Source organism: Billgrantia desiderata, from assembly GCF_900108215.1.
In the GTDB taxonomy this organism is placed as follows: domain Bacteria; phylum Pseudomonadota; class Gammaproteobacteria; order Pseudomonadales; family Halomonadaceae; genus Halomonas; species Halomonas desiderata.
This window is the reverse complement of sequence record NZ_FNVC01000014.1, coordinates 72,582-96,697: the sequence shown is the minus strand read 5'-3', so window position 1 is coordinate 96,697 and position 24,116 is coordinate 72,582. Positions and strand designations below refer to the sequence as shown.

The following is a 24,116-nucleotide window of genomic DNA, read 5'->3' as shown; positions in this document are numbered from 1 at the left end:
CCGTCAGCTCGCCGTTTCCCCGAGCCGCCAGCAGGCCGCCCGGTGGCCGTCGCCCAGCTCGCTCATGCCGGGCAGGGCCTGGGTGCATGTCGCGTCGGCATGGGGGCAGCGCGGGGCGAAGGCACAGCCGGGCGGCGGCGCCGACATGTCCGGCGGCGCCCCGGGAATGGCACTGAGACGCTGCCCGCGCAGCTCGCCGGAGGCGCGCGAGTGCATCAGCCCCAGGGTATAGGGGTGGCGCGGCTGGGCGATGACGGTATCCACGGCCCCGGTTTCCACCAGCCGTCCGGCGTACATCACGGCAATGCGATCCGATATCTCGTTGGCCACGCCCATGTCGTGGGTCACGAAGATCACCGACATGCCCAGTTCCCGCTGCAGCTCCCGAAGCAGCAGCAGGATCTGGATCTGTACCGTGGCATCCAGCGCGGTGGTCGGCTCGTCGGCCAGCAGCAGCTTGGGCCGGCACGACAGGGCCAGGGCGATCATCGCCCGCTGGCTCATGCCGCCGGAGAGTTCGTGAGGGTAGTTGGCCAGCCGCCGCTTGGCCGAGGGAATGCGCACCCGGTCGAACAGCTCCAGGGCACGCGCCAATCCCTCGCGCCGGCTCACGCCTTCATGACGACACACGGTCTCGGCGATCTGATCGCCCACAGTGAACACCGGGTCGAACGCCAGCATCGGCTCCTGGAAGATCATCGCCGCCGTGCGACCGCGAAAGCGGGACAGCTCACGCCGCGACATGGCCAGCACGTCCTGGCCGTCGACGCGAACGCTCCCCGTCAGGCGCGTCTTGCGCTCCGGCAGCAGGCGCATGAGGCTGCGCAGCGTGACGCTCTTGCCCGAGCCGCTCTCGCCCAGAATGGTCAGCACTTCGCCGCGGGCCAGGGTCAGGTCGACCCCGTTGACCGCCTGCACCTGACGCCGAGGCGTGCCGAAGTGCACGTGCAGATCGCGAATCTCGGCCATGGGATCGGCAGGTGCTGCCATCGGCACCTGAACGGCCGCTCGGGTCATGACGTCGGATTTCATCGAACGCTCTCCTCGACGCTGGGCTGCGTGTTCGTCACCGCGGCTTGCACCTCGTCGGCGCGGTGACAGGCCGACAGGTGCCCGCCGCCCGGCAGCGCCGCAAGCTCGGGCTCGCTGCCACGGCAGAGATCGACGGCCAGGGGGCAGCGCGGACAGAACCGGCAGCCCGGCGGCAGGTCGATGGGATTGGGGGGATCGCCGGCCAGCGGCGCCGTCTGGGTGCGCCGCCCCGGTTCCAGCGACGGCATGGCCGACATCAGTGCCCGGGTGTAGGGGTGGGCCGGGGCGCGGTAGAGCGCCTCGCTGTCACCCACCTCGGCAATCTTGCCCAGGTACATCACCATGACCCGGTCGCTGATGTAGCGCACCACGTTGAGGTCGTGGGAGATGAACAGGTAGGTCAGCCCGTACTCCTGCTTGAGATCGCCGAGCAGATTGAGTACCTGGGCTTCCACCGACTTGTCCAGCGCCGATACCGCCTCGTCGAGAATCAGCAGGCGCGGCTCGAGCGCCAGCGCCCGGGCAATGTTGATCCGCTGGCGCTGGCCGCCGGAGAGCTCGTGGGGATAACGCTGTGCGAAGCGCTCCGGCAGCAGCCCCACCTGATCGAGCAGCCGCCGGGCGCGCTGACGCGACTCACGCCGCCCGACGCCGTGCACCTGCGGGCCGAAGGCGATCGACTCCTCGATGGTCATGCGCGGGTTGAGCGAGGCGTAGGAGTTCTGGAATACCATCTGCATCTGGCGGCGCATCTCGCGCAGCGACAGGCCGCCCCGCGTGCCGACCGGGTCGCCGTCGAAGATCACCTCGCCGCCATCCGGCTGCAGCAGATGCATCAGCAGGCGCGCGGTGGTCGACTTGCCGCAGCCCGACTCGCCGACGATGCCGAGGGTCTCGCCCTTGCGCACCTCGAAGTCGATGCCGTCCACCGCGTGCACGCGGCTCAGCGGCCGCCCCAGCAGGTCCCGCTTGATCACGAAGTGCTTGCGCAGCCCCTTGACCCGCAACAGCGGCTGGGCCCGGCCGCCGCGGTCGCGGGGATCGCTCGTCACCAGCGGCGCGGCATTTCTGCCGTCTTCTTTCCTGGCTTGATGGCTCATAGCTTGATGACTCATAGCTTGATGACTCATAGCTTGACGTCCATGGCGGAGCGCAGCCCGTCGCTGAGCATGTTGAAGCAGATCGAGACGGTGAAGATCATCATGCCGGGCAGCACCGTCACCCATGGATTGACGTAGATCGCATCGCGCATGGTGTTGAGCATCAGCCCCCACTCCGGCATCGGCGGACGCGCCCCGAGGCCGAGGAAGGAGAGCCCCGAGGCAAGGATCATGCTGACGCTGATCAGCGAGGTCGCATAGACGAAGATCGGCCCCAGCACGTTGCCCAGCACGTGACGCCGAATGATGGTCAGACTGCGTGCGCCGCTGGCCCGCGCCGCTTCGATGTAGTCGACGCTGCGCACCTGGGTGGTCACGCTCTCGGCGACTCGGGCGATGGGCGGGATGAACACCACCGTGAGCGAGAACAGCGAGTTGACCAGCCCGGCCCCCAGGGCGCCGGCCAGGGCGATGGCCAGCAGCACGGCGGGAAAGGCGTAGAACACGTCGATCACGCGCATGATCACGGTATTGGTGCGCCCGCCGACGAAGCCGGCGACGATGCCGATGGCGCTGCCGATGACGAAGGCGTTGATCACCGGCATCACGCCGATCAGCAACGATAGCCGCGCACCGTGGATCAAGCGCGACAGCACGTCGCGCCCCAGCTCGTCGCTGCCCAGCGGGAATCCCGGCGAGCCGATGGGCTGGAGGCGGTGCAGCATGCTGGTGCTGTAAGGACTCTGCGGCGCCAGCCAGGGCGCGAAGATCGCCATCAGCACGATGGCCAGCAGGATCAGGCCGGCGACCATGGCCACCGGGTCGCGCCGCAAGCGGGCGAATACGCTGCGCCAGTAGCCAGGCTCCGCGGGGGGTGCCGCCATGGGCGACACGGCGGTATCGAGAGTGAGCGACATGGGCGTGTCTCCTTGCGATCAGCTGCGCTGAATGCGCGGGTCCAGCCTGGCCTGGGCCAGATCGACGATGAGGTTGAGCAGCACGAAGAACAGCGCCAGCACCAGGATGGTCCCCTGCAGGATCGGCAGGTCGCGCTGGAAAATGGCGTTGTTGAGCAGAAGCCCCGTGCCCGGCCAGGAGAACACCGTCTCCACCAGGATCGAGCCGCCCAGCAGGTAGCCCAGCTGCAGCCCCATCACCGCCAGCGCCGTGGGCGCCACGTTCTTGACCACGTGCAGGAACACGCGCTTCTCGGCCAGCCCCTTGGCCCGCAGCGCCTCGACGAACTCATGGGCCAGGATCTCGGCCACCATGGCGCGCACGGTGCGGGTCACCACCCCCATGGGGATCACCGACAGGGTCACGGCCGGCAGGATCAAGTGGCGCAGGTAGGCCCACTCGAAGGCCCAGTCGTTCGAGCTTCCCGGCCCCGCCCCAGACGAGGGCAGCCAGTTGAGCTCCACCGAGAACACGATCACCAGCAGCATGCCCAGCCAGTAATGGGGCACGCTGACTCCACCCACGGCGAAGCCGGTGACGAGGCGGTCGAGCAGCGAACCCTGCCAGTAGCCGGCCAACATGCCGAAGGTGCAGCCCAGGGTGAAGCCGATCAGCGAGGCCGCCAGGGCCAGTAGCAGGGTGTTCTTCAGCGCGCCGAAGACCTCCGTGGTCACCGCCCGCCCGTTGGCTGCCGACAGCCCCAGGTCGCCCTGCAGCGCACGGCTCACCCACAGGGCGAACTGCTCGGGCAGCGGACGATCGAAGCCGTAGGCGCGCTCCACCATGGCCACCACCTCTCGCGGGGCATCGGCCGATACCACCGCATCCATGGGATCGCCGGGCGAAAGGTGCACCAACGAGAAGCAGAAGAAGCTCACCGCCAGGGTGATCGGCATCACATAGAGAATGCGCTTGAGGAAATAGGTACTCATCTTGCCTCCAGGCCGGCGGCGACAGGCAAACCCTCACCTGCCGCCGCTGCGACTCACTCCTCGATGTAGACCGGGGTCAGGTCCTGGAACCAGTTCTTGGCCTGGACGAAGCCCTTGACCCGCGGCTGCATGGCGCGGGGGCCCACGTCATGGGCCACCCACAGCCAGGCGGCGTCGTCGACCATGCGGGTGTGGAACTCGGCCAGAATGGCGTCCTGCGCCTCCTGATCGAAGGTCACCCGTGCCTCATCGAGCAGGCGGTCGTACTCGGGGTCGTCCATGTAGCCCCAGTTGAAGCCGTTGGGCGGTGCCATGCTCGAATGCATGAAGCGATAGAAGGCGGCAAACGGATCGAGCCAGCCGAAGGTGATGTTGGTGGCATGGGCGCCGCGACTGCTCGGGTCTTCCGCGCCGCGCCGCCAGTTGGGGAACAGCGACTCCCAGTCGAGCACCTCGAAGTCGAGGGCGATGCCGACCTCGGCCAGGTTCTGCTGGATGTACTCGTTCATGGCCAGAGGCTGCATCTGACCGGAACCGGAGGTGGAGATCAGCACCTTCACCTCTACGGGGTTGTCCGGGCCGTAGCCGCTCTCCGCCAGCAGGCGCATGGCCTCCTCCGGGTCGTAGCGGGTCTCGAACTCGGGCTCGCCGTACCAGGGGTGATCCGGTGTGACGATTCCCGCCGCAGGCACCATCAGGCCGCCCAGCAGAGCCTCGAGCCCCTCCCGGTCCACTGCCAGGTTGGCCGCCTTGCGCACGTTGATGTCACGCCACGGGCTGCCCTCGAGCATGGAGAACTGATAGGGCCAGGTGTGCGGATAGGGGTTGCTGGTGATGCTCATGCCCCGAGACTGCATGCGCGGAATCGCGTCGGGTGCCGGGGTCTCGATCCAGTCCACCTGGTCCGACAGCAGCGCCGAGGTGCGGGTGCTCGACTCGGGCATGGGGATCAGCTCGATGCGCTCGATACGCGGGACACGCTCGGCATCCCAGTAATCGGCGTTGGGCTCGAGCACGGCCCGCTCCCGCGGTACCAGTCGCGTCAACCGGAACGGCCCGGTGCCGGAAGGCTCGCGGGCGAAGGCATCCCAGTCGCCGCCGAGCGCCTCCCACTGCGCCGGGCTCGAGAACAGCAGGAAAGTGAGCTGATACGGGAACCAGGCGTCCGGCTCCCGCGTGGTGAAGCGGATGGTATGGTCGTCGACCTTCTCGTACTGGTCCATGGCCGGGATGCGGCCGCGCACGTTACCCGCCTGACGGGCGTCGAACTGCGGCGACTCCTCGTCGTAGACCTTGTCGAGGTTCCAGATGGCGGCGTCGGCATTCCACTCGCTGCCATCATGGAAACTCACGCCCTGGCGCAGGGTGAAGGTCCACACCCGGGTGTCCTCCTCGTCGACCTCCCAGGATTCGGCCAGGCCGGGAGTCAAGCCACTGACCTCGTCGGCCGAGGACAGGTCCCAGTTGATCAGCGCGTCATAGACCGTATAGCCCAGGAAGCGATAGCCCTCGAAGCCGCTGTCGGGCTGGCCGGTGGTCAACGGAATGTCCGAGGCGGTCATGGCGATGCGCAGCACCTGACCGTCGGCCATAGCCGGCATGGAGAGTACCGTCAGGCTGATGGTGACCGCTGCCGCACGGCGAGCCTGGCGCAGGGCTGCTGCGATTTTTTTGTATACCATTTTTCACGCTCCCCCTCTTCTTGGTCGAAATGCCGGCATCGTCGATGCACAGCTCCTCTTGACCAATGCAATTACGAGGCCAAGGGAAGCGATATCCGCGGAAGGATGCAAAGGTGCGCAGAAACCAAAAATACAAGTTACTGAAATTTAGTATACAAACATGGGACTGAAAATTTTCCGATCGTTGGGGAGAACACGGAAAAACACCGTGCTGCGATCAAGCACGGTGCTGACAGGTAAGGAATGAGGGCATAGGGACGCACCGAGTCGGTGCGAACAAAATGACGAGACGCACCGGCAGCGTGCATCAAAGATTGAAGATCTGGTGCAGGTCGGGTGCCTCCTGCTCCTCCTCGACGATCGACAGCGAGGCCTCGATGGCCTTCAGGTGGCGACCCATGAACGCAGTTGCCCGCTCGCCGTCGCCCGCTTCGAGAAAGCCGATGAGGTCGTCATGGTCGTGGGACTCGCAGCCCAGGTGCCCCGAGCTGCCGTAGACGGCGAGAATCAAGGAAGAGCGCGAACATAGCTGGCCAACGAAGGCCGCCAGGGTGGCGTTGCCCGAGAGCTGGGCCAGGCGCTCGTGAAAGGCGGCGGAGAGCTTGATCGCGCGGCTCTGCTCGCCCGACTTGAGCGCCTCGCGCTCGCGCCGGGCCATGTCGCGCAGTTCGCGCACGTCGTCGGGCTTGATGCGGCGGGCGACCTCCGGCATCAGGCCGCACTCCACCATCTGGCGGGCGTCGAACACGTCCTTGGCTTCCTCGGCGGTGGGCCGGGTCACGCTGGCACCGCGCCGTGGCGTGAGGGTCACCAGTTGCTCCAGGGCCAGGCGCTGGAGAATCTTGCGCACACCGGTACGGCTGATGCCGAACACCTCGGCCAGGGCATCCTCGCGCAGGCGCGCGCCGGGCTTCAGGCGGTGCTCGATGATGGCATCGCTGATGGTGCGATAGATCGCCTCGTGGCGCTCCGCCCCGTCGCCATTCTTGCCCAGGCGCCGAGGCTTGGCGCCGCCCGACTCGCCGGCATCGGTCATGCTCTGCCGCTGATTCATGATCCCCTCCTCGCAGCCCATTCCTGGCTGCTATTGTATACGCATCTTCCTGGAAGTATCGAACCGACGGCAACGCCCCCGGTACCGCAGCGAGCGGCCCGGGGGCGTACCAGTGTGGAGCGGTCAGGGCTATTCCGACCAGGCAGCGATCACCTCGCGCTCCTCGTCGGTCATCCCGGTCATGTTGCCGAGCGGCATGTACTTGCTGGCCACCACCTGCTGGATTTGACTCTTCTGCCGCAGGATCTGATCCCAGTTGTCGTAGGCCACGCCGGCCGGGGGTGAGGCAAAGCCGGGCTGGGTCGGCTCTCGCGAGTGGCAGGCGACGCAGTGCTGGTCGATCATGGCATGCACCTCCTCCTGGCTGGGCGCCTCGGCCGTGCCGTTGGCGGCGGGGGTCGCACCGCCCGGCATCGCCAGCCAGAACGCCACCAGGATCAACGCCGTACCGGCCGCCGGATAGGCCGGCTGGATCTTGCCTGCGTGCATCAGCACGAAGAACTGGCGGATCAGGGCACCGGCGAAGATGAACAGCGCCATCAGCACCCAGGCGTATTCGTGGTTGTACACGAAGGAGTAGTGGTTGCTGATCATCAGCAGCACCACCGGCAGGGTGAAATAGGTGTTGTGCACCGAACGCTGCTTGCCGCGCTTGCCGTCGAGCGGATTGGGCTGCTCGCCGGCCTTCATCGCGTTGACCATGCGACGCTGGCCGGGAATGATCCAGAAGAAGACGTTGGCGGACATGGCCGTGGCCATCACCGCCCCGGTCAGCAGGAAGGCCGCGCGGCCGGAGAACATCTGCACGCTGAGATAGGCCACCACGACCATCAGCACGGCGACCGCCAGGCTGAGGATGCCGTCGCGCTCCATGTTGGGGCTGATGCGCTTGCACATCTCGTTGTAGACCACCCAGCCCGCCAGCAGGAACGCCAGCGCCAGCACGTTGGCCTGCCAGCCGCTCATGTTGGCGGCCCACTCCCAGCTACTGTCGGGATTGACCAGATAGAACCCGGGGTTGGTCATGTACATCAGCACGAACAGGGCGAAGCCCGACAGCCAGGTGGTATAGGACTTCCAGAACGACCAGTGCAGGTCCTCGGGCAGCTTGGCAGGTGCCGTGGCATATTTCTGGTTGTGGTAGAAACCGCCGCCGTGCACGGCCCACATCTCGCCGAAGACGCCCTTCTCACGGTCCTCGGCGGCCTTGGGCTTGCGCAGGCCATTGTCCAGCATGACGAAATAGATCGACTCGCCGATCCAGGCGATGGCCGCGATGACGTGCAGCCAGCGCAGCATGAAATTGACGAATTCGAGTAGGTAAGCTTGCATCTGAGGGGTCTCGGTCGGTGTTGTTGTTCAGGGGCCCGGGGCCAGCACAGCCAGCTTTTTAACTACCGCGGTAAGTGGAATACCCATAGGGCGAAAGCAACAGCGGCACATGGTAGTGCTGAGATGCGTCGGCCACGCCGAAGCGCAGCGGGATGACGTCCAGGAAGCGCGGCTCGTCGGCCTGAATGCCCTGCTGACGCAGGTAGTCGCCGGCGTGGAAGACCAGCTCGTATTCGCCGGGCTGGAAGTCGTCGCCCTCGAGAATGGGCGCATCGCAGCGGCCGTCGTCGTTGGTGGTGACCGTCTTGAGCGGCGTGCGCCCGCTGCCCGAGAGCCGAAAGACCTCGATGCGAATGCCCTCGCCGGGGCGGCCCTGGGCGGTGTCCAGAACGTGGGTGGTGAGTCGTCCCATTGCATTACTCCCTTTCGTTGGCCCGAGAGCCGTGGAGCGGGCCCGGGCTGGCCAGTGCTGGGCGGGCGCAAGGACCGCCATCGTCATGGAGACAGTTTTAGCTCTTTTGGTAGTACATTTCAAAATTTTTTTGTATACACTTTCACAAGGCACGGCCCGACAAGGGAAACGCTGAACAAATCGACGAGCGAGATGAAGTGCAAGGCGCACGGAGCACAGGACCCGGAGCATATGGGGTATATGTGAGGATTCCGCGCACCGCGCAACGCAGCAATTCGCTCGCGCAGGCATTTGTGCAGCGTTTCCCAAGCATGCTGACTACGGAGACCACCATGACAGACACCTTTCTGGAACCACGCCCCAGCACGCTGACACGCGACGAATTCGTTTCCCGCTTCGGCGACATCTACGAACACTCGCCCTGGGTGGCAGAGCTGACCTGGGAGCGCAGGCTGCAGCCGGACCAGGACACGCCGGCCGGGCTGGCGGAAGCCATGGGGCAAACCCTGCGTGAGGCTTCCGAGGAGCGCCAACTGGAAGTCATCCGCGCCCACCCCGACCTGGCCGGCAAGGCCGCCATTGCCGGAGAACTGACGGACGATTCGACCCGTGAGCAGGCCGGCGCGGGGCTGGACCAGTGCACGCCCGAAGAGATGGCACGCTTCGAGCGGCTCAACGGCGCCTACAAGGAGAAGTTCGGCTTTCCCTTCATCATGGCCGTGAAGGGTAGCGACCGGCATGCCATTCTCGCCGCCTTCGAGACCCGCCTGGAAAACACGCCCGCCGAAGAGCGGCGCACCGCCGTCGAACAGATCAACCGCATCGCCCGCTTCCGCCTGGACGATCGCGCGTCACGGCCGTGACCGCCATGACAGCGCCGGCCCCCGGCGCTGTCTCTCTGCTCTCTGCCTTCCGCTCTCTGCCTTCCGCTCTCCGCTTCCCTTTCCTTCTCTCCTTCCCGCCCTCTTCCCTTCTGCTTCTCCCTTGCCGCCCAGCCATGAAAAACATGACCAAACGGTCAAAACGACAAGCATAATACTTTGATATGGAAGTAGTTTCCACCAAGGTAGACAAAAATAACTTCAAATTGTCTTTTAAAGACCCATCGATTGTGTACATTAATTTCGGAATGTGGTGCACAGACACTCACTACCCAGACAACAACAACCCCGAGAGCCTGATCATGACCGACGCTGGACCCGCTCCTCAGCCAACCAAGCCCTCACGCACCGTCAACCAGAACCCGGACGCCATGCCGCCGCTGGGCAAGGCGATCCCGCTGGGCATCCAACACATCATGGCGATGTTTGCCGGCAACGTGACGCCGCCGATCATCATCGCCGGTGTCATCGGCGCCACTACCGGCGAGCAGATCTTCCTGATCCAGGTCGCCCTGTTCGTGGCGGGGGTCGCCACCCTGATCCAGACCATCGGCATGGGCCCCATCGGCGCCCGGCTGCCCATCGTGCAGGGCACCAGCTTCGGCTTCCTGCCGGTGGCGCTGCCCCTGGCCGGCACCTTCGGCCTACCCGCCGTGCTGGGTGCCTCCCTGGTGGCCGGCTGCCTGCAGGTAGGGCTGGGGGCCTTCCTGAAGAAGATTCGCCACTGGTTCTCGCCGGTGGTGACCGGCATCGTGGTGCTGCTGATCGGCATCACCCTGATGCCGGTGGGCCTCAACTATGCTGCCGGCGGGGTCGGCGCCGACGACTTCGCCTCGCCCACCAACCTGGGGCTGGCGCTGTTCGTGCTGGTGGTGATCATCCTCGTCCACCAGTTCGGCCGCGGCTTCCTCAAGGCCGCTTCCATCCTGGTGGGTCTGGTGAGCGGCTACCTGGTGGCCATCGCGCTGGGCATGGTCGACTTCTCCAGCGTCGGCAATGCCGCCTGGTTCGCCATTCCCAGGCCGCTGCAGTACGGCATGGAGTTCCAGCTGACCGCCATCATCGGCATGACCCTGATCATGTTCGTGGTGGGCCTGGAAACCATCGGCAACATCTCCGCCATCACCATCGGCGGCGCCGGTCGTCAGGCCAAGGACCGCGAACTCTCCGGGGGCGTGATGGCCGACGGCGTGGCCACCTCCTTCGCCGCGGTGTTCAACACGCTGCCCAATACCGCCTATGCCCAGAACGTAGGCCTGATCACCCTGACCGGCGTGGTCAGTCGCCACGTGGTGACCATCGGCGGCATCCTGCTGATCTGCATGGGCCTGTTCCCCAAGCTGGGCGGTCTGGTCGCCGCCATGCCCCATGCCGTGCTGGGCGGCGCCGGGGTGGTGATGTTCGGCATGATCGCCTCGGCCGGGCTCAAGATCATTCAGGAGTGCGAGCTCAACCAGCGCGCCATGCTGATCATTGCCGTGGCCATGAGCCTGGGCATCGGCCTGCCGGCGGTGGAGGCCATCGCCGAGACCATGCCCGGCCAGGCCGGCCTGCTGCTGAAGTCGGGCCTGGTACCGGCGGCCCTCGCGGCGCTGCTGCTGGACGCGCTGCTGCCGGGCAAGCCGCAGCGAAACGCGCCGGAAGCGGCGACAGCCAAAGGCGAAGAAGTCAGTCCCACTCCCTGAACGCAGGGGCCGGTCGGACAGGTTCCGACCGGCCCTACCCGCCCGCGCCCCTCCGTACTTTTCCTGCCGTTGCGCCCGACCGATGGGCAGGAGGCATCTACACTGGTGGCACCACCACCCACGTGGAGGATGCGACATGTTTCGTGACCGTCTGGACGCCGCCGAGCATCTCGCCGAGCGACTCTCCCATCTCAAGGGTTCCAACCCTCTCGTGCTGGCCATTCCTCGCGGCGGAGTGCCCATGGGGCGCTACCTGGCCGACGCCCTGGAAGGCGAGCTCGATGTGGTGCTGGTGCGCAAGCTGCGCGCCCCCGGCAATCCCGAGTTCGCCATTGGGGCCATCAGCGAGGACGGCACCATGAAGCTCGACGAGGCGGCGTCGCACTATCCGCAAGCGGCGATCGAGCGCGAAGCCGAACAGCAGCGCAAGCTGCTGCAGCAGCGGCGTGAACGCTACAACCCGGTGCGCCCACCGATTGCGCCGGAAGGCCGAACGGTGGTGATCGTGGATGACGGCAGCGCCACGGGCGCCACCATGGAGGCCGCGCTGAAGACCCTGCAAGGCCGAGCGGAGCACCTGATCGCCGCGCTCGGGGTCGCCTCGACCAGCGCCGTCGACAGGTTGGCGGCGGTGGCCGACGAAGTGGTGTGTCTGGAGGTGCCGCCGAGGTTCATGGCCGTCGGACAGTTCTATGTCGACTTCGGTCAGGTCGAAGAGGCGGAGGTGATGGAGCTGCTCGAGGAGTGACGCCCGGCCGCGAAAGCCCCCCAGCACGAAAAAGGCCGCCGCCCCGATGGGCGACGGCCTCGCTCGATGCCGGCGGCGACTTACTTGGTCGCGGCGCTGGCGGCCTTGACGTTCTGCTCGGCCAGCTGCTGGCCCTTCTGCAGGAACTCCTGGCTCAGGTCGACCACCTTCTTGGTATCGCCCTGCAGACGCTCGCCGAGTTCCTTGGCAGCCTTCTGCTGGGTCTCGAGAACCTGCTTGAGGCTGTCGGAGTCCTTGACGTCGATCCAGGCGCGGGCCTGGGCCAGACTCAGATCGGAGTAGCTGCGGAAGGCTTCCATCTGGGCCGACAGCAGCTTCTCGTAGTATTCCAGCGTCAGCGAGCCATAGGCGCGCGCCGGGGCGATGAACAGGCTTTCGAACTGCTGAGTTGCCTTGTCTTGGGTCTTGCTCATGGGACATCTCCTACGTTGCGTTGCCAAGGCAGGAATGCGCCTTGTTGCAGTGCAACATAGCAGTTCGTTTTGTGCAGTGCAACATTTTCTTTCTCGCGACGATTCCTCGGGGCAGCCTCACCGGTAGGCGCCTTCGATGTCGGTAATTCTCATGGCCTGTCGCCCCAGGCCGTCGTGCAGATCCAGCATTCGCTCGATCCAGCCGTAGACCGGGTCGGCATTCGACACCAGATCGGCGGTCGACACCACCCGCGCCCACATGAAGGCGCCGAATACCAGGTAGTCGGCGGCGGCCGGCGTCCGGCCATCGATGAAGTCGGCGTCGTTCAGGCAGCCCCGCAGCGGCTCGAGCGCCGCATCCAGCTGGGCCAGGCCCTTGGCCGGCGAGTGGAACTCCTCCAGCGTACGGCCGAAGCGCTTTTCCCGCGTCTCGCGAAAGTAGTCGCGATCCCGGGGATCGATCGCATTGAGCAGATCCATGACGATGGTGCGCATCATGGCCGGGTGCAGCGCGCGCTCGGCGTAGTGCTTGAAGAAGCGTGCCCGGGCCTCGGCCACCCCCTCTCCCAACAGCGGCGCCTCGGGGTAGGTGTCATCGAGATAGCGCAGGATCGCATAACTGTCGGTGACCGTCGCCTCGCCGTCGACGAGCACCGGTACCTTGTCGTAGTCGGCGAAGGCCAGGGCCGCCTTGTCGGTGAAGTGCCAGGCCCGCGTCTCGAACTCGAGCCCCTTGTGCGCCAGCGCATAGCGTACGCGCCAGCAGTAGGGGGAGAAGCGAAGCCCTTCATCGATACCGCAGAGATCGTAGAGAACCCGTGCCATGCCGCCTCCGATGGATGTCGTTTCGTCGTTCTCGGATGTTTCGCCGTTCTGGGATAGTGCCAGCCTTGCCCATGGGATGCCAACCGAGCCGGGCTCGACTACGCTGGAAGCGGAAGCCTGTCCATTAGTCTAATAACCAATTCCTCCCCGGCGGCAATCGTCGTCCGCCACTCAGGTGCATACATTTGTTTTTACTGGGAAAAAATCCTAATTTTAATTGCCGCGCTGCAACATGGATTGGTCAGACCAATGACCCACGGATGGCAACTTGCGCCCGCTCTTCGTATCGTTGCCTCCCTTGCCGGCGAAGGCTCGGCAGTGACCCTTGTCGGGTGGCTTTCACCCGCCAGCTCTAAGGAAACACTGCACAAATGCCTGCGCGAGCGAATCACTGCGTTGCGCGGTGCGCGGAATCCTCACATATACCCCATATGCTCCGGTTCCTGTGCTCCGTGCGCCTTGTGCTTCATCCCGCTCGCCGATTTGTTCAGCGCTTCCCTAACAAGGAGAAAACCGAGGAAACGTCATGACCGATACGACACTAGCGCTACTAGCCTTCACGCCGCTGATACTCGCCGGCGTGCTACTCATCGGCTTTCGCATGGCGGCCAAGACGGCCATGCCGATCGTCTACCTGGTCACGGCCGTCATCGCCCTGTTCGCCTGGGAGATGAGCTTCAATCGGGTCCTGGCCTCGACCTTTCAGGGCCTGATACTCACCGCCTCGATCCTGTGGATCATCTTCGGCGCCATACTGCTGCTCAACACCCTGAAGCACTCGGGCGGCATCACCGCGATCCGTAATGGTTTCTCGGGCATCAGCCCCGACCGCCGCGTACAGGCGATCATCGTCGCCTGGCTGTTCGGCTGCTTCATCGAAGGCGCCTCGGGCTTCGGCACCCCCGCGGCGGTGGCCGCACCGCTGATGGTGGCCCTCGGCTTCCCCGCCCTCGCCGCCGTCGTGGTCGGCATGATGATCCAGTCCACTCCGGTCTCCTTCGGTGCCGTGGGCACGCCCATCGTGGTGGGGGTAACAGGCGGCATCAACCAGAGCGCCATCACAGAGCAGCTGGAAGCCGGCGGCTACACCTGGCTCGAGTACTTCCGCCTGATCGCGGCGGAAGTGGCCATCGTGCACGGCATCATCGGCATCCTCATGCCGCTGATCATGGTCGTGATCATGGTCAAGTTCTTCGGCGCCAACAAATCGTGGAAAGAGGGGCTCTCGATCACCCCCTTCGCCCTCTTTGCCGGGGTCGCCTTCGTGGTGCCCTACATGCTGGCAGGCGTGCTGCTGGGGCCGGAATTCCCGTCGATGATCGGCGCCATGGTCGGTCTGGCCATCGTGGTTCCTGCCGCCCGTCGCGGCTTCCTGATCCCGAAGGACACCTGGGACTTCCCCGAGCGCAGCAGCTGGCCGGACAACTGGATCGGCAAGATCGAGATCAAGATCGACGACATCGCCGGCAAGACCCCGCTCTCCACCTGGATGGGCTGGCTCCCCTACGTGCTGCTGGCCGTGTTCCTGGTCGCTTCGCGCACCATCGAACCGCTGCGCGAGGCGCTCAATGCCTGGACCTTCGGCTGGAACAACATCCTGGGTGAAGCCGGTGTCTCGGGCAGCCTTGCCCCACTCTACCTGCCCGGTGGCATCCTGCTGATGGTGGTGCTGGTCACTGCCGTGCTGCACCGCATGCGTGCCGGTGAGCTCAAGGCGGCATTCGGCGAGTCCTCGCGCACCATCTTCGGCGCAGGCTTCGTACTGATCTTCACCATCCCGATGGTGCGTATCCTGATCAACTCCGGGGTCAATGCCGGCGACCTGGTCTCCATGCCGGTGGCCATGGCGCAGTTCGTTGCCGACGGGGTGGGCGACGTCTATCCCTTCTTCGCTCCCGCCGTGGGTGGCCTGGGGGCCTTCATCGCCGGCTCCAACACTGCGGCGAACCTGATGCTGGCCGAGTTCCAGTTCAACGTCGCCCAGCAGCTCGGTCTCTCCACGGCGTTCATGGTGGCACTGCAGGCCGTGGGTGCCGCAGCGGGCAACATGATCGCCATCCACAACGTGGTGGCGGCATCGGCCACCGTCGGCCTGCTCGGCCGTGAAGGCGAGACCATTCGCAAGACCATCCTGCCGACGATCTACTACCTGGTGTTCGCCGGGGCGATCGCCATGATCGGCTTCTATGTGCTCAACGTCAGCGACCCGCTGATGGAGGTGGGTGCCACGGAGCCTGCCGCCATCGAGCAGATGGAGCAGGAGCCTGCGGAAGCGGCTGAGCCGGACGAGGAAGCGGAGCAGGAGGCAGAGGCCGAGGCTGAGCCGGAGCCCTTCGAAGAGGCGGAGCTGGAAGACTAAGCCGACCTTACCTTACCCGCACGCTTGCGCCCCCATGGCATTGCCATTGGGGGCTTTTTTTCACACCAGCGCCCGCTCCAGCAGCCGTGCCACGTGAATCGCCTCGCGGCCGCTGCCGTCGCGGATCTGATGGCGGCAGCTGGTGCCGTCGGCCACCAGCACGGTGTCGTCGTCGGCCTCGCGGATCGCCGGCAACAGCGACAGTTCGGCCATCTGCAGCGAGGCGTCGTAGTGCTCCGCCTCGTAGCCGAAGCTGCCCGCCATGCCGCAGCAGGAAGAGTCGACGATCTCGACCGTGAGATCGGGAATCCAGGATAGCACCTGCTCCACCGGACGCAGCGCGTCGAAGGCCTTCTGGTGGCAGTGGCCGTGCAGCAGCGCGCGCCCGGGCAGCGGCTTGAGATCGAGCGAGAGCTCGCCCGCCTGCCGGGCCTTGACCAGAAACTCCTCAAACAGCATCGCGGCATCCGCCAGGGCTCGCGCCTGCTCGCCGAAGCCGTACTGCAGGAACTCGTCGCGCATGCCGAGCAGGCAGGAGGGCTCGAGCCCGACGACGGCCACGCCGCGCTCGACATGGGGCATCAGGGCGTCAAGCGTTCGCCTGGCCTCGGCTTTCGCCTTGTCGAACTGGCCGGATGAGAGGTAGGTACGCCCGCAGCACAGCGGCCTCTCCCCCGGCTTGAGGTTGAGATGAACGCGATAGCCGGCCGCCTCCAGTACCCGCTTGGCGGCCCGGGCGTTGTCGCTCTCCATATAGTTGTTGAAGGTGTCGACGAACAAGACCACCTCGCCCGCGGCCAGGGCCGGCGTGCCGTGATATTCGCCGAGGAAATCGCCGGTGAAGGCCGGGAAACGGCGCTGCGGGGCGAAACCCAGCGCCCGCTTCAGCGGATGCGCCAGGAAGTCGAGACGCTCCACTGCGCCCAGCAGCCCCGCGAACCGTTTCGCCCATGGCGCATAGCGCGGCATCTCACCGATCAGGCGATCGCGCAGGGCGAGCCCCTTGGTGCGCACCCGGGCGGCACGCGCCTCGATCTTGAACTTGGCCATGTCGACGCCGGTGGGGCAATCGCGCTTGCAGCCCTTGCAGGAGACGCAGAGGTCGAGCGCCTCCTTGACCGCATCGTCGGCCAGGCCCTGCTCGCCGAGCTGCCCGGAGAGCACCAGACGCAGGGTGTTGGCCCTGCCCCGGGTCAGGTGCTGCTCGTCCCGGGTAATACGGTAGCTGGGACACATGGTGCCGGCATCGAACTTGCGGCAGTGGCCGTTGTTGTTGCACATCTCCACCGCCATCGCCAGGCCATGGGTGGCGTCGCCGGCGCTGCCGGGCTCGCCCAGCTCGCCGGTGAGCGGGTCGCGGGTGACGTTCCAGGCCGACCAGTCGAACAGCGGTGTGAGCGGAATGCGCCGGTAGCGGGTGGAAAAGCGAAAATAGCGCTCGTCGTCCATTTTCGGCGTATCGACGATCTTGCCCGGGTTGAGCAGGTTCTGCGGATCGAAGGCGCCCTTGATCGCCCGGAAGGCGTCGTTGAGGGTCTCGCCGAACTGCCAGGCCACCCACTCGCCGCGGCACAGGCCGTCGCCGTGCTCGCCGGAGTAGGCTCCCTTGTATTGGCGCACCAGAGCGGAAGCCTCCTCGGCGATCTCGCGCATCTTGCGCGCCCCGCCCCGCCGCATGTCGAGGATCGGCCGCACGTGCAGCGTGCCGACGCTGGCGTGGGCGTACCAGGTGCCCTCGGTGCCGTGGCGATGGAACACCTCGGTCAACTTGTCGGTGTACTCGGCCAGATGTTCGAGGGGCACCGCGCAGTCCTCGATGAAGGAGACCGGCTTACCGTCCCCCTTCATGCTCATCATGATGTTAAGACCGGCCTTGCGCACGTTCCACAGCGCCGCCTGTGCGGCGGGCTCGGGCATCTCCACCACGCTGCCGGGCAGGCCCAGGTCGGCCATCAGCTCGGTGAGACGTTTGAGCGAGGCGAGCTGGGTCTGCCGCTCCTCACCGGCGAACTCCACCAACAGCACCGCCTGGGGCCGACCGATCAGCGCCTTCTCGATCACCGGACGGAACGCCGGATTCTCCAGCGACAGGTCGATCATGGTGCGATCGACCAGCTCCACCGCGGTGGGGTCGAGGGTGACGATGTGCTGGGTGAAGTCCATCGCCTGATAGAAGGTTGGGAAATTGACCACACCGAGCACCTTGTGCGTCGGCAGCGGCGAGAGCCGCAGCTTGATGCGCCGGCTAACTCCCAGGGTACCTTCGGCGCCCACCAGCAGATGGGCCAGGTTGACGCGCCCCTGCGGGTCGTAGGGCTTGGGGTTCTGGCAGTCGAAGAGATCCAGGTTGTAGCCCCCAACCCGGCGCAGCACCTTGGGAAAGTGCTCGCGGATCTCGGCGGACACCCCCTCGGCAATCGCCTTGACCCGTTCGGCCAGTGCGCGCTCGCGGCCCTTGAGCGGCAGCTCGTCGAAGAAGCCGAAGTGGGCCTCGCTGCCGTCGGCCAGCCAGGCCTCGATGCCCAGCACGTTGTGTACCATGTTGCCGTAGCGGATCGAGCGCGAGCCGCAGGAGTTGTTGCCGGCCATCCCCCCCAGGGTGCACTGGGCGCTGGTGGAGACATCCACCGGATACCAGAGCCCATGAGGCTTGAGCCAGGCATTGAGGTGGTCGAGCACGATGCCCGGTTCGACCACCACGGTGGCCGCCTCGCGGTCGAACTCGACGATTTCCCTGAGCCAGCGCGTGGTGTCGATCACCAGCGCCTCGCCCACCGTCTGGCCGCACTGGCTGGTACCGGCGCCCCGCGCCAGGATCGGCACCTGAGCATCGCGGGCGGCCTCCAGCACCGTCGTCAGGTCGCGCTGGTGGCGCGGGATCACCACGCCCAACGGCATCACCTGGTAGATCGAGGCATCGGTGGAGTAGCGACCGCGCGCGGCGTGGTCGAACAGCACCTCGCCCTCCATTTCCCGGGACAGCCGGGCCGCCAGTTCGGTCACCGGCTTGACCCGCGCATCCGGGGCAACGCTCTTGTCCGTCAGAGACGTCATCGTGCCTTCCTCAGCCGTTGCAGGAATCGCTCGACCTCAGCGGGTTGTCAGCGAAGTACTCGAGCGCCGCCGCCACGCCGCTGCCCGCCAGGGGCACGCCACAGAGCTTCATGCCGGCCTCGCAGCCGCCGAGGGTGGCGATCAGCGTCAGGTCGTTGCAGTCGCCCAGGTGGCCGATGCGGAACATCTTGCCCTTGGCCTTGCCGAGCCCCATGCCCAGCGACAGATCGAAGCGCTCGTAGATGATCTTGCGCACGGCGTCGGCATCGACCCCATCCGGCATCACCACCCCGGTGAGCACCGGCGAGTAGAGCGCCGGATCCTGGCACTGGATCTCCAGGCCCCAGGCCTCGACCGCCGTGCGCACCCCCGCGGCCCAGCGCTGGTGGCGGGCAAAGACGTGCTCCAGCCCTTCGTCGAGCAGCATGTCCAGCGCCTCGTTGAGACCGTAGAGCAGGTTGGTGCTGGGGGTATAGGGCCAGTAGCCGTTGCGGTTGGCCTCGAGGATCTCGTCCCAGGCCCAGAAGCTCCTGGGCATGGTCGATTCGCGGCTGGCCGCGATGGCCTTGTCGGAAAGGGCGTTGAAGCTGATGCCCGGCGGCAGCATCAGCCCCTTCTGGGAGCCGGAGATGGTGACGTCGACGCCCCATTCGTCATGCCGGTAGTCGGCGCTGGCGAGGCCCGAGATGGTATCCACCAGCAGCAGCGCCGGGTGGCCGGCGGCATCGATGGCGCGACGCACCGCGGCGATGTCGCTGGTCACGCCGGTGGAGGTCTCGTTGTGCACCACGCAGACCGCTTTGAGCCGGTGTTCGGCATCCTCCCGCAGGCGCGCCTCGATCATGTCGGCCTGCACGCCCTGGCGCCAGCCTTCATAGCCCGGCAGCCCGATGAACTCGGGCTCGAGCTGCAGGCGCAGCGCCATCTTGTGCCATAGGGCGGCAAAATGGCCGGTCTCGTACATCAGTACCCGGTCGCCGGGGGAGAGAACGTTGGCGAGTGCCGCCTCCCAGGCGCCGGTACCCGAGGCCGGATAGATCATCACCGGCCCTTCGGTCTTGAACACCTGCTTGAGCTTGGCCAGCAGCTCCAGGCCCAGGGCGCCGAACTCCGGCCCGCGGTGGTCGATGGTGGGCAGGCTCATGGCCCGCAGGATACGATCCGGCACCGGCGACGGCCCGGGGATCTGCAGGAAGTGGCGGCCCGATGGGTGGAAGTCGAGGTTCAGCATCGCAAGTGCTCCAGCGTTGATCGTTGTCATAGGCCGCAGGCGGCGCGGCCATTGAATGCCACCCGGCTAGCGGTAAAAGAACTCCACCAAGGCCATCGGAATGGCGGGAATGTAGGTCACCAGCAGCAGAATGAAGAGCAGCACGGTGATGAAACCGAGGTTCGAGCGGGTCACCGACCACACATCCGCCTTGGCGATCGAGCAGGCCGTGATCAGCACGCTCGCCACCGGCGGGGTCTGCTGGCCGATGGCCAGATTGAGGCATACCACCAGACCGAAGTGGACCGGATCGATGCCCGCCGCCCCGACCAGCGGCATGACGATGGGCACCACCAGGATGATCGCCGCCGCCGAGTGCAGGAAGAGCCCGATCAGCAGGAAGAAGACGTTCAGCATCATTAGGATGGCGTACTTGTTGTCGGTCAGGCTGAGCACCGCCTGGGCCAGCTGCTGGGGCATGCGCATCTCGGTCAGGAACACCCCGATCAGCGCCGAAGCCGCCACCAGCAGCATCACCACGGCGGTCTGCTGGCCGCCATCGACGATGGCCTTGTACAGGGTGCGCAGGTCCAGCTCACGGTAGATCACGGCGCTGATGAAGATCGCCGCCGCCACCGCCAGGCCGGCCCCTTCGGTGGCCGTCACGAAGCCGCCGAAGATGGAGCCGAGGATGATGATCGGCAGGGTCAGCGCCCAGCCGGCTTCCCTGGCAGTCTGCCTGACGCGCTTGAACTGGAAGACCTCTTCCACCGGCCAGTTGTACTTGCGCGCATAGTAGTAGCTCAGCGCCATCAGGCCTGCCGCGCCCAGCAGCCCGGGCACGATGCCAGCAACGAACAGTTGGACGATGGAGGCGCCCGACATCACCCCGTAGAGGATCATCGGAATCGAGGGGGGAATGATGATCGCCAGGGATGCCGACGACGAGGTCACGGCCGCAGCGAAGGAACTGGGATAGCCGCGCTTCTTCATGGCCGGGATCAGCACCGAGCCGGTGGCGGCCACGTCGGCCACCGCCGAGCCGGAGATCTCGGCGAAGAACAGCGAGACGCCGATGTTGATCATCGCCAGCCCGCCGCGGATGAAGCCGAACAGCGCCGAGGCAAAAGCGATCAGACGCTTGGAGATGCCGCCGGTGTTCATGATGGCCCCGGCCAGCACGAACATAGGGATGGCCAGCAGGGGAAAACTGCTCGCCCCCTCGAACATGGTCAAGCCGATGTTGGGCAGCATCTCCACGCCTTGGAAAACCACGATGGCTACCGTCGCCACGATCGCCAACGCCACGGCAATGGGCAGTCCCATCAGGATCAGCCCGAGCAGGCCGACGATCATCAGGGGAAGTGTCATGGCAGCTCCCTCTTGGTCAGCGCATCCGCCGTGAAGCCGGCCCGTGCATTGTCGCGCTCCGCCTCGGTGATGGCGTGACGAATCTCCTCCTCTTCCTGAGTCCGGCCGGAGCGCACCTTGGCCAGGTGAGCCGGCATGCTGAGCAGCTGGGCGATGATGAACAGCCCCGCCCCGATGGGAATGACCGACTGGGTGAAGCTGAGCGGCACCCAGCGCAGGGTGATCAGCGCCATGCCCTGCATCACCTCGATCACCACCAGGCCGGCCCAGCAGAGGACGGCAAAGAAGCCGATGACCAGCGCCTCGGACAAGTAGGCGACCGGCATGCGCAACTTGATCGGCATCGCGGCCAGCACCCCGTCGACGCCGATGTGCCCCCGTTTGAGCGCTGCCAGCGCCCCGGCGTAGTAGGTCAGCCACACCAGCATGATGGCGGCCACCTCGTCATACCATGAGGGGGTGCGCCAGGCGTAGCGGGTCACCACTGCATAAAGCACCACCAACGTCAGCGAAACCATCAGCACTACCGTGATGATCTCGAGCAGGCGCTCCAGGGTGCGGGAGATTCGATTCAAGGTACCCATGGCTCTCGACTCGTTCAGGAAGAGGGGTGGGCGTCCCACGCCCCGCGGAAGGGACGTGGGCAGGAGCCTTGCCGTCACACAGGGCGGCTCAGGAGCCTTCGCCAAGCTCCAGCACCCTGTCGATCAGCTCCTGAGAGCCGGGCACTTCACGGGAGAAGGCTTCGTAGATCGCCTCGGAGGCTTCGATGAAGGCAGAGGTATCGACCTCGTTCACTTCCGTATTCGCCTGGCGAATCACATCGATGAGGTCCTCGTCGAGCTGGGCGGCGTGCTCGTAGACGAACGCCTGGGTCTCCTTGGCCGCCTCGATGATGATCTCCTGCACCTCATCGGGGAGATTGTCGAAGCGACGGCCGGCCGTGAGATAGGCCGGGGTGTAGACGTGTCCGGTGAGGGAGAGGTAGTCCTGCACCTCCTGGAAACGCTGCCCGGCGATCTGGGCCAGGGGGTTTTCCTGGCCATCCATGACGCCGGTCTGCAGGGCCATGAACACTTCGGAGAGCGACATCGGCGAAGGCTCGGCGCCGTACTCCTCGAACATCCGTACGCGCCATACGCCCTGAGGCACCCGCAGCTTGATGCCGCGCAGATCCTCCGGGGTATTGATCGGGCGGCGGTTGTTGGTGATGTGACGGAAGCCGTTCTCCCACACGGCCAGAATGCGGTAACCGTTCTGCTCGGCCAGCGGCGCCAGGTGCGGCCAGAAGATCTCCTCCTCCACCCGCTTCATGTGCTCGCGGTCCTGGATCAGATAAGGCAGCTCGAAAAGACCGAACTCGTCCGCCACCGAGGACATGATGGTCGAGGGCAAGGCAAGGTCGACGGTGCCAAGCCGCATGCGCTGGAGCAGCTCCGAGTCGGTGCCCAGCTGGCTGGAGCCGAACACCACCACCTCGTAAGGCTCCGGCAGGCGCTCGTTGACCAGTTCGGCGAAATGATCGGCGGAGTCGGCAAACAGCGAGTCGGGACCGCCGACATGACCGAAGGTGATCTCGCGGGCCTGGAGGGGAACGGAGACGAGGGCGACAGCTGCAGCAACCGCCGTGAGACGTAGCAGATACATGGCGTGTTTCCTCTTGTTCTAATGTTGGCTTGCGCACTACAGTCTTGCCATACCGGACTTTCAGTCTTGCCGTAAAAAAGTTGCACCTCACATAATGAATTCTTTATTCTAAATTCTTCATTGACAGTAGTCCTGCCCTTGAACCGATGTCAAGCAGGCGTGCCGCCCTGACCTTGCTTCACTTGATCACCCCCTTGCGCCGCAGCTCCTCGCAGCGCGCCTCGTCGAGGCCCAGTTCGGCCATGATCTCGTCGGTGTGCTGGGCATAGAGCGGTGCCGGACGGCGAATCTGCGGCGGCGTGCCGGAAAGCTTGCTGGCAAAGCCGATGGTCTTCATCCGGCCGATGACCGGGTGTTCCATCTCCTGCACCATGCCGCGGGCCTGATAGTGCGGATCGTCCAGCGCCTGGGCGAAGTCGTTGATCGGGCCGGCGGGCACGCCCGCCTGATCGCACTTGGCCAGCCAGGCCTCGCGCGTGTCGTGCACGAAGATCTCCTCCAGCACCGCCTCGAGCGCTTCCACGTTCTGCCCCCGCAGGTGGTTGCTGACGAAGCGCGGATCCTGCAGCAGATCGGGGCGATCGATCACCTCGTGGCAGAGCCGCTCCCAATTCCGCTGATTGGCGCAGCCCAGCATGATGTAACCGTCGCTGACCTTGATCGCCTGGTAGGGTGCCGATACGCGGTGGCGCCAGCCGGTGGGCTCGGGCACGGTGCCTTCGGCGAAGAATGCCGCCGCCTCCCAGGTGAACCAGGGCAGGCCGCACTCGGCGATGGCCACGTCGACGTGCTGCCCTTCCCCGGTGCTCAGCTTGTGGATGTAGGCGGCCAGGATCGAATAGACGGCGGTGATGCCCGCCCCGATGTCGTAGACGGCGATGCCGGTCTTCAGCGGACGCCGCCCCGGCTCCCCGGTCATCGACATCAGCCCCGTCATGCCCTGAGCCACCAGGTCGAAGCCCCCCTTGTGGCTGTAGGGGCCGGTCTGCCCATAGCCGGAGATGGAACAGTAGATGATGCCGGGGTTGATGGCCTTGATGGTCTCGTAATCCACCTTCAGCTTCTTGGCCACGCCGGTGCGGTAGTTCTCGACGATGACGTCGGCTTCCTTGGCCAGGCGATAGAATATCTCGCGCCCTTCTTCCTCCTTGAGGTTCAGCGAAATGCTCTTCTTGTTGCGGTTGATCTGGGCGAAACAGGTCGACTCCTCGTTGACGTAAGGTCCCATCTGGCGGCTGTCGTCGCCGCCGTTCTTCTCCACCTTGATGACGTCCGCTCCCAGGTCGCCGAGCACCATGGTGCAATACGGACCGGCCATGATCTGGGAAATGTCGAGAACCTTCATTTTCATTAAGGGGAGCATGCTTGCCACCTCGTTGTGATTGGGGGTGTGCTGAGGAA

20 protein-coding genes are annotated in these 24,116 nt (G+C 65.5%); 4 read left to right on the top strand and 16 right to left on the bottom strand.

Annotated features, from left to right (window positions below; all coding sequences use genetic code 11):
* Positions 1 to 3: 3 nt before the first annotated feature.
* The 8 genes from C4S71_RS13675 to uraH all read right to left on the bottom strand — a co-directional run bounded on the left by C4S71_RS13675 (position 4) and on the right by uraH (position 8,501).
* The gene (locus tag C4S71_RS13675) at positions 4 to 1,032 is read right to left on the bottom strand and encodes an ABC transporter ATP-binding protein (RefSeq protein ID WP_103969510.1); all 1,029 of its coding nucleotides are present in this window, start codon (positions 1,030 to 1,032) and stop codon (positions 4 to 6) included.
* The gene (locus C4S71_RS13670; RefSeq protein WP_103969509.1) at positions 1,029 to 2,132 is read right to left on the bottom strand and encodes an ABC transporter ATP-binding protein; all 1,104 of its coding nucleotides are present in this window, start codon (positions 2,130 to 2,132) and stop codon (positions 1,029 to 1,031) included. The genes C4S71_RS13675 and C4S71_RS13670 overlap by 4 nt, the downstream gene beginning before the upstream one ends.
* Positions 2,133 to 2,158: 26 nt before the next feature.
* On the bottom strand, positions 2,159 to 3,049 hold the full coding sequence (locus tag C4S71_RS13665) for an ABC transporter permease (RefSeq protein WP_086510188.1): 891 nt from the start codon (positions 3,047 to 3,049) through the stop codon (positions 2,159 to 2,161).
* 18 nt (positions 3,050 to 3,067) lie between these two features.
* The gene (locus tag C4S71_RS13660) at positions 3,068 to 4,021 is read right to left on the bottom strand and encodes an ABC transporter permease (RefSeq protein ID WP_103969508.1); all 954 of its coding nucleotides are present in this window, start codon (positions 4,019 to 4,021) and stop codon (positions 3,068 to 3,070) included.
* A 53-nt stretch (positions 4,022 to 4,074) separates the two neighbouring features.
* Complete coding sequence (locus tag C4S71_RS13655; protein WP_103969507.1) at positions 4,075 to 5,703, bottom strand: ABC transporter substrate-binding protein; 1,629 nt, start codon at positions 5,701 to 5,703, stop codon at positions 4,075 to 4,077.
* Between the two features lie 307 nt (positions 5,704 to 6,010).
* A complete protein-coding gene (locus tag C4S71_RS13650; RefSeq protein WP_086510195.1) occupies positions 6,011 to 6,739 on the bottom strand; it encodes a GntR family transcriptional regulator in 729 nt (242 codons plus the stop codon).
* A gap of 147 nt (positions 6,740 to 6,886) precedes the next feature.
* Entirely contained in the window at positions 6,887 to 8,089 is a 1,203-nt protein-coding gene (locus C4S71_RS13645) for a urate hydroxylase PuuD (RefSeq protein WP_103969506.1), read from the bottom strand.
* Positions 8,090 to 8,147: 58 nt separating this feature from the next.
* Positions 8,148 to 8,501 (bottom strand): hydroxyisourate hydrolase, encoded by a 354-nt coding sequence (gene uraH, locus C4S71_RS13640; protein WP_103969505.1) that lies wholly within the window; start codon positions 8,499 to 8,501, stop codon positions 8,148 to 8,150.
* 332 nt (positions 8,502 to 8,833) lie between these two features.
* Between uraH and uraD the strand changes: the two genes are divergently transcribed.
* From uraD to C4S71_RS13625, 3 genes are all read left to right on the top strand, one after another.
* The gene (gene uraD / locus C4S71_RS13635) at positions 8,834 to 9,364 is read left to right on the top strand and encodes a 2-oxo-4-hydroxy-4-carboxy-5-ureidoimidazoline decarboxylase (RefSeq protein ID WP_103969504.1); all 531 of its coding nucleotides are present in this window, start codon (positions 8,834 to 8,836) and stop codon (positions 9,362 to 9,364) included.
* 320 nt (positions 9,365 to 9,684) lie between these two features.
* Positions 9,685 to 11,067 carry a uracil-xanthine permease family protein gene (locus C4S71_RS13630; RefSeq protein WP_103969503.1) on the top strand — a complete coding sequence of 461 codons (1,383 nt, stop codon included), beginning with the start codon at positions 9,685 to 9,687 and terminating at the stop codon, positions 11,065 to 11,067.
* Positions 11,068 to 11,203: 136 nt separating this feature from the next.
* Entirely contained in the window at positions 11,204 to 11,815 is a 612-nt protein-coding gene (locus tag C4S71_RS13625; RefSeq protein ID WP_103969502.1) for a phosphoribosyltransferase, read from the top strand.
* Between the two features lie 80 nt (positions 11,816 to 11,895).
* Here C4S71_RS13625 and C4S71_RS13620 read toward each other — a convergent pair whose 3' ends face one another.
* Together C4S71_RS13620 and C4S71_RS13615 are read right to left on the bottom strand one after the other, a co-directional pair.
* Complete coding sequence (locus C4S71_RS13620) at positions 11,896 to 12,249, bottom strand: phasin family protein (protein ID WP_086511819.1); 354 nt, start codon at positions 12,247 to 12,249, stop codon at positions 11,896 to 11,898.
* A 117-nt stretch (positions 12,250 to 12,366) separates the two neighbouring features.
* Positions 12,367 to 13,074 (bottom strand): glutathione S-transferase N-terminal domain-containing protein, encoded by a 708-nt coding sequence (locus tag C4S71_RS13615; protein WP_103969501.1) that lies wholly within the window; start codon positions 13,072 to 13,074, stop codon positions 12,367 to 12,369.
* A gap of 526 nt (positions 13,075 to 13,600) precedes the next feature.
* Between C4S71_RS13615 and C4S71_RS13610 the strand changes: the two genes are divergently transcribed.
* Positions 13,601 to 15,433 (top strand): L-lactate permease, encoded by a 1,833-nt coding sequence (locus C4S71_RS13610; protein WP_086511817.1) that lies wholly within the window; start codon positions 13,601 to 13,603, stop codon positions 15,431 to 15,433.
* Positions 15,434 to 15,493: 60 nt separating this feature from the next.
* On the opposite strand, the gene C4S71_RS13605 is transcribed toward C4S71_RS13610, so the two are convergent.
* From C4S71_RS13605 to C4S71_RS13580, 6 genes are all read right to left on the bottom strand, one after another.
* Positions 15,494 to 18,487: an FAD-binding and (Fe-S)-binding domain-containing protein gene (locus tag C4S71_RS13605; protein ID WP_103969500.1), complete on the bottom strand. Its 2,994-nt coding sequence runs from the start codon at positions 18,485 to 18,487 to the stop codon at positions 15,494 to 15,496.
* A 10-nt stretch (positions 18,488 to 18,497) separates the two neighbouring features.
* Positions 18,498 to 19,718, bottom strand: coding sequence for a pyridoxal-phosphate-dependent aminotransferase family protein (locus C4S71_RS13600; protein ID WP_086511813.1), 1,221 nt, complete (start codon positions 19,716 to 19,718; stop codon positions 18,498 to 18,500).
* Positions 19,719 to 19,784: 66 nt separating this feature from the next.
* Positions 19,785 to 21,068: a TRAP transporter large permease gene (locus C4S71_RS13595; protein ID WP_103969499.1), complete on the bottom strand. Its 1,284-nt coding sequence runs from the start codon at positions 21,066 to 21,068 to the stop codon at positions 19,785 to 19,787.
* Positions 21,065 to 21,652 carry a TRAP transporter small permease gene (locus C4S71_RS13590; RefSeq protein ID WP_103969498.1) on the bottom strand — a complete coding sequence of 196 codons (588 nt, stop codon included), beginning with the start codon at positions 21,650 to 21,652 and terminating at the stop codon, positions 21,065 to 21,067. The genes C4S71_RS13595 and C4S71_RS13590 overlap by 4 nt, the downstream gene beginning before the upstream one ends.
* Before the next feature lie 88 nt (positions 21,653 to 21,740).
* Positions 21,741 to 22,715, bottom strand: a complete 975-nt coding sequence (locus tag C4S71_RS13585) for a TRAP transporter substrate-binding protein (RefSeq protein ID WP_176342951.1) — start codon at positions 22,713 to 22,715, stop codon at positions 21,741 to 21,743.
* 178 nt (positions 22,716 to 22,893) lie between these two features.
* Positions 22,894 to 24,066 carry a CaiB/BaiF CoA transferase family protein gene (locus tag C4S71_RS13580; RefSeq protein ID WP_235014390.1) on the bottom strand — a complete coding sequence of 391 codons (1,173 nt, stop codon included), beginning with the start codon at positions 24,064 to 24,066 and terminating at the stop codon, positions 22,894 to 22,896.
* Positions 24,067 to 24,116: the final 50 nt, after the last annotated feature.

What these genes read in the sequence shown, in the direction of transcription:
- uraD (WP_103969504.1), top strand. Translation starts at nt 8,834, where the DNA reads ATGACAGACACCTTTCTGGAACCACGCCCCAGCACGCTGACACGCGAC.
- C4S71_RS13675 (WP_103969510.1), bottom strand. Translation starts at nt 1,032, where the DNA reads ATGAAATCCGACGTCATGACCCGAGCGGCCGTTCAGGTGCCGATGGCA.
- C4S71_RS13595 (WP_103969499.1), bottom strand. Translation starts at nt 21,068, where the DNA reads ATGACACTTCCCCTGATGATCGTCGGCCTGCTCGGGCTGATCCTGATG.
- C4S71_RS13620 (WP_086511819.1), bottom strand. Translation starts at nt 12,249, where the DNA reads ATGAGCAAGACCCAAGACAAGGCAACTCAGCAGTTCGAAAGCCTGTTC.
- C4S71_RS13655 (WP_103969507.1), bottom strand. Translation starts at nt 5,703, where the DNA reads ATGGTATACAAAAAAATCGCAGCAGCCCTGCGCCAGGCTCGCCGTGCG.
- C4S71_RS13650 (WP_086510195.1), bottom strand. Translation starts at nt 6,739, where the DNA reads ATGACCGATGCCGGCGAGTCGGGCGGCGCCAAGCCTCGGCGCCTGGGC.
- C4S71_RS13660 (WP_103969508.1), bottom strand. Translation starts at nt 4,021, where the DNA reads ATGAGTACCTATTTCCTCAAGCGCATTCTCTATGTGATGCCGATCACC.
- C4S71_RS13610 (WP_086511817.1), top strand. Translation starts at nt 13,601, where the DNA reads ATGACCGATACGACACTAGCGCTACTAGCCTTCACGCCGCTGATACTC.
- C4S71_RS13625 (WP_103969502.1), top strand. Translation starts at nt 11,204, where the DNA reads ATGTTTCGTGACCGTCTGGACGCCGCCGAGCATCTCGCCGAGCGACTC.
- C4S71_RS13645 (WP_103969506.1), bottom strand. Translation starts at nt 8,089, where the DNA reads ATGCAAGCTTACCTACTCGAATTCGTCAATTTCATGCTGCGCTGGCTG.
- C4S71_RS13585 (WP_176342951.1), bottom strand. Translation starts at nt 22,715, where the DNA reads ATGTATCTGCTACGTCTCACGGCGGTTGCTGCAGCTGTCGCCCTCGTC.
- C4S71_RS13665 (WP_086510188.1), bottom strand. Translation starts at nt 3,049, where the DNA reads ATGTCGCTCACTCTCGATACCGCCGTGTCGCCCATGGCGGCACCCCCC.
- C4S71_RS13670 (WP_103969509.1), bottom strand. Translation starts at nt 2,132, where the DNA reads ATGAGCCATCAAGCCAGGAAAGAAGACGGCAGAAATGCCGCGCCGCTG.
- C4S71_RS13605 (WP_103969500.1), bottom strand. Translation starts at nt 18,487, where the DNA reads ATGACGTCTCTGACGGACAAGAGCGTTGCCCCGGATGCGCGGGTCAAG.
- uraH (WP_103969505.1), bottom strand. Translation starts at nt 8,501, where the DNA reads ATGGGACGACTCACCACCCACGTTCTGGACACCGCCCAGGGCCGCCCC.
- C4S71_RS13615 (WP_103969501.1), bottom strand. Translation starts at nt 13,074, where the DNA reads ATGGCACGGGTTCTCTACGATCTCTGCGGTATCGATGAAGGGCTTCGC.
- C4S71_RS13580 (WP_235014390.1), bottom strand. Translation starts at nt 24,066, where the DNA reads ATGAAAATGAAGGTTCTCGACATTTCCCAGATCATGGCCGGTCCGTAT.
- C4S71_RS13600 (WP_086511813.1), bottom strand. Translation starts at nt 19,718, where the DNA reads ATGCTGAACCTCGACTTCCACCCATCGGGCCGCCACTTCCTGCAGATC.
- C4S71_RS13590 (WP_103969498.1), bottom strand. Translation starts at nt 21,652, where the DNA reads ATGGGTACCTTGAATCGAATCTCCCGCACCCTGGAGCGCCTGCTCGAG.
- C4S71_RS13630 (WP_103969503.1), top strand. Translation starts at nt 9,685, where the DNA reads ATGACCGACGCTGGACCCGCTCCTCAGCCAACCAAGCCCTCACGCACC.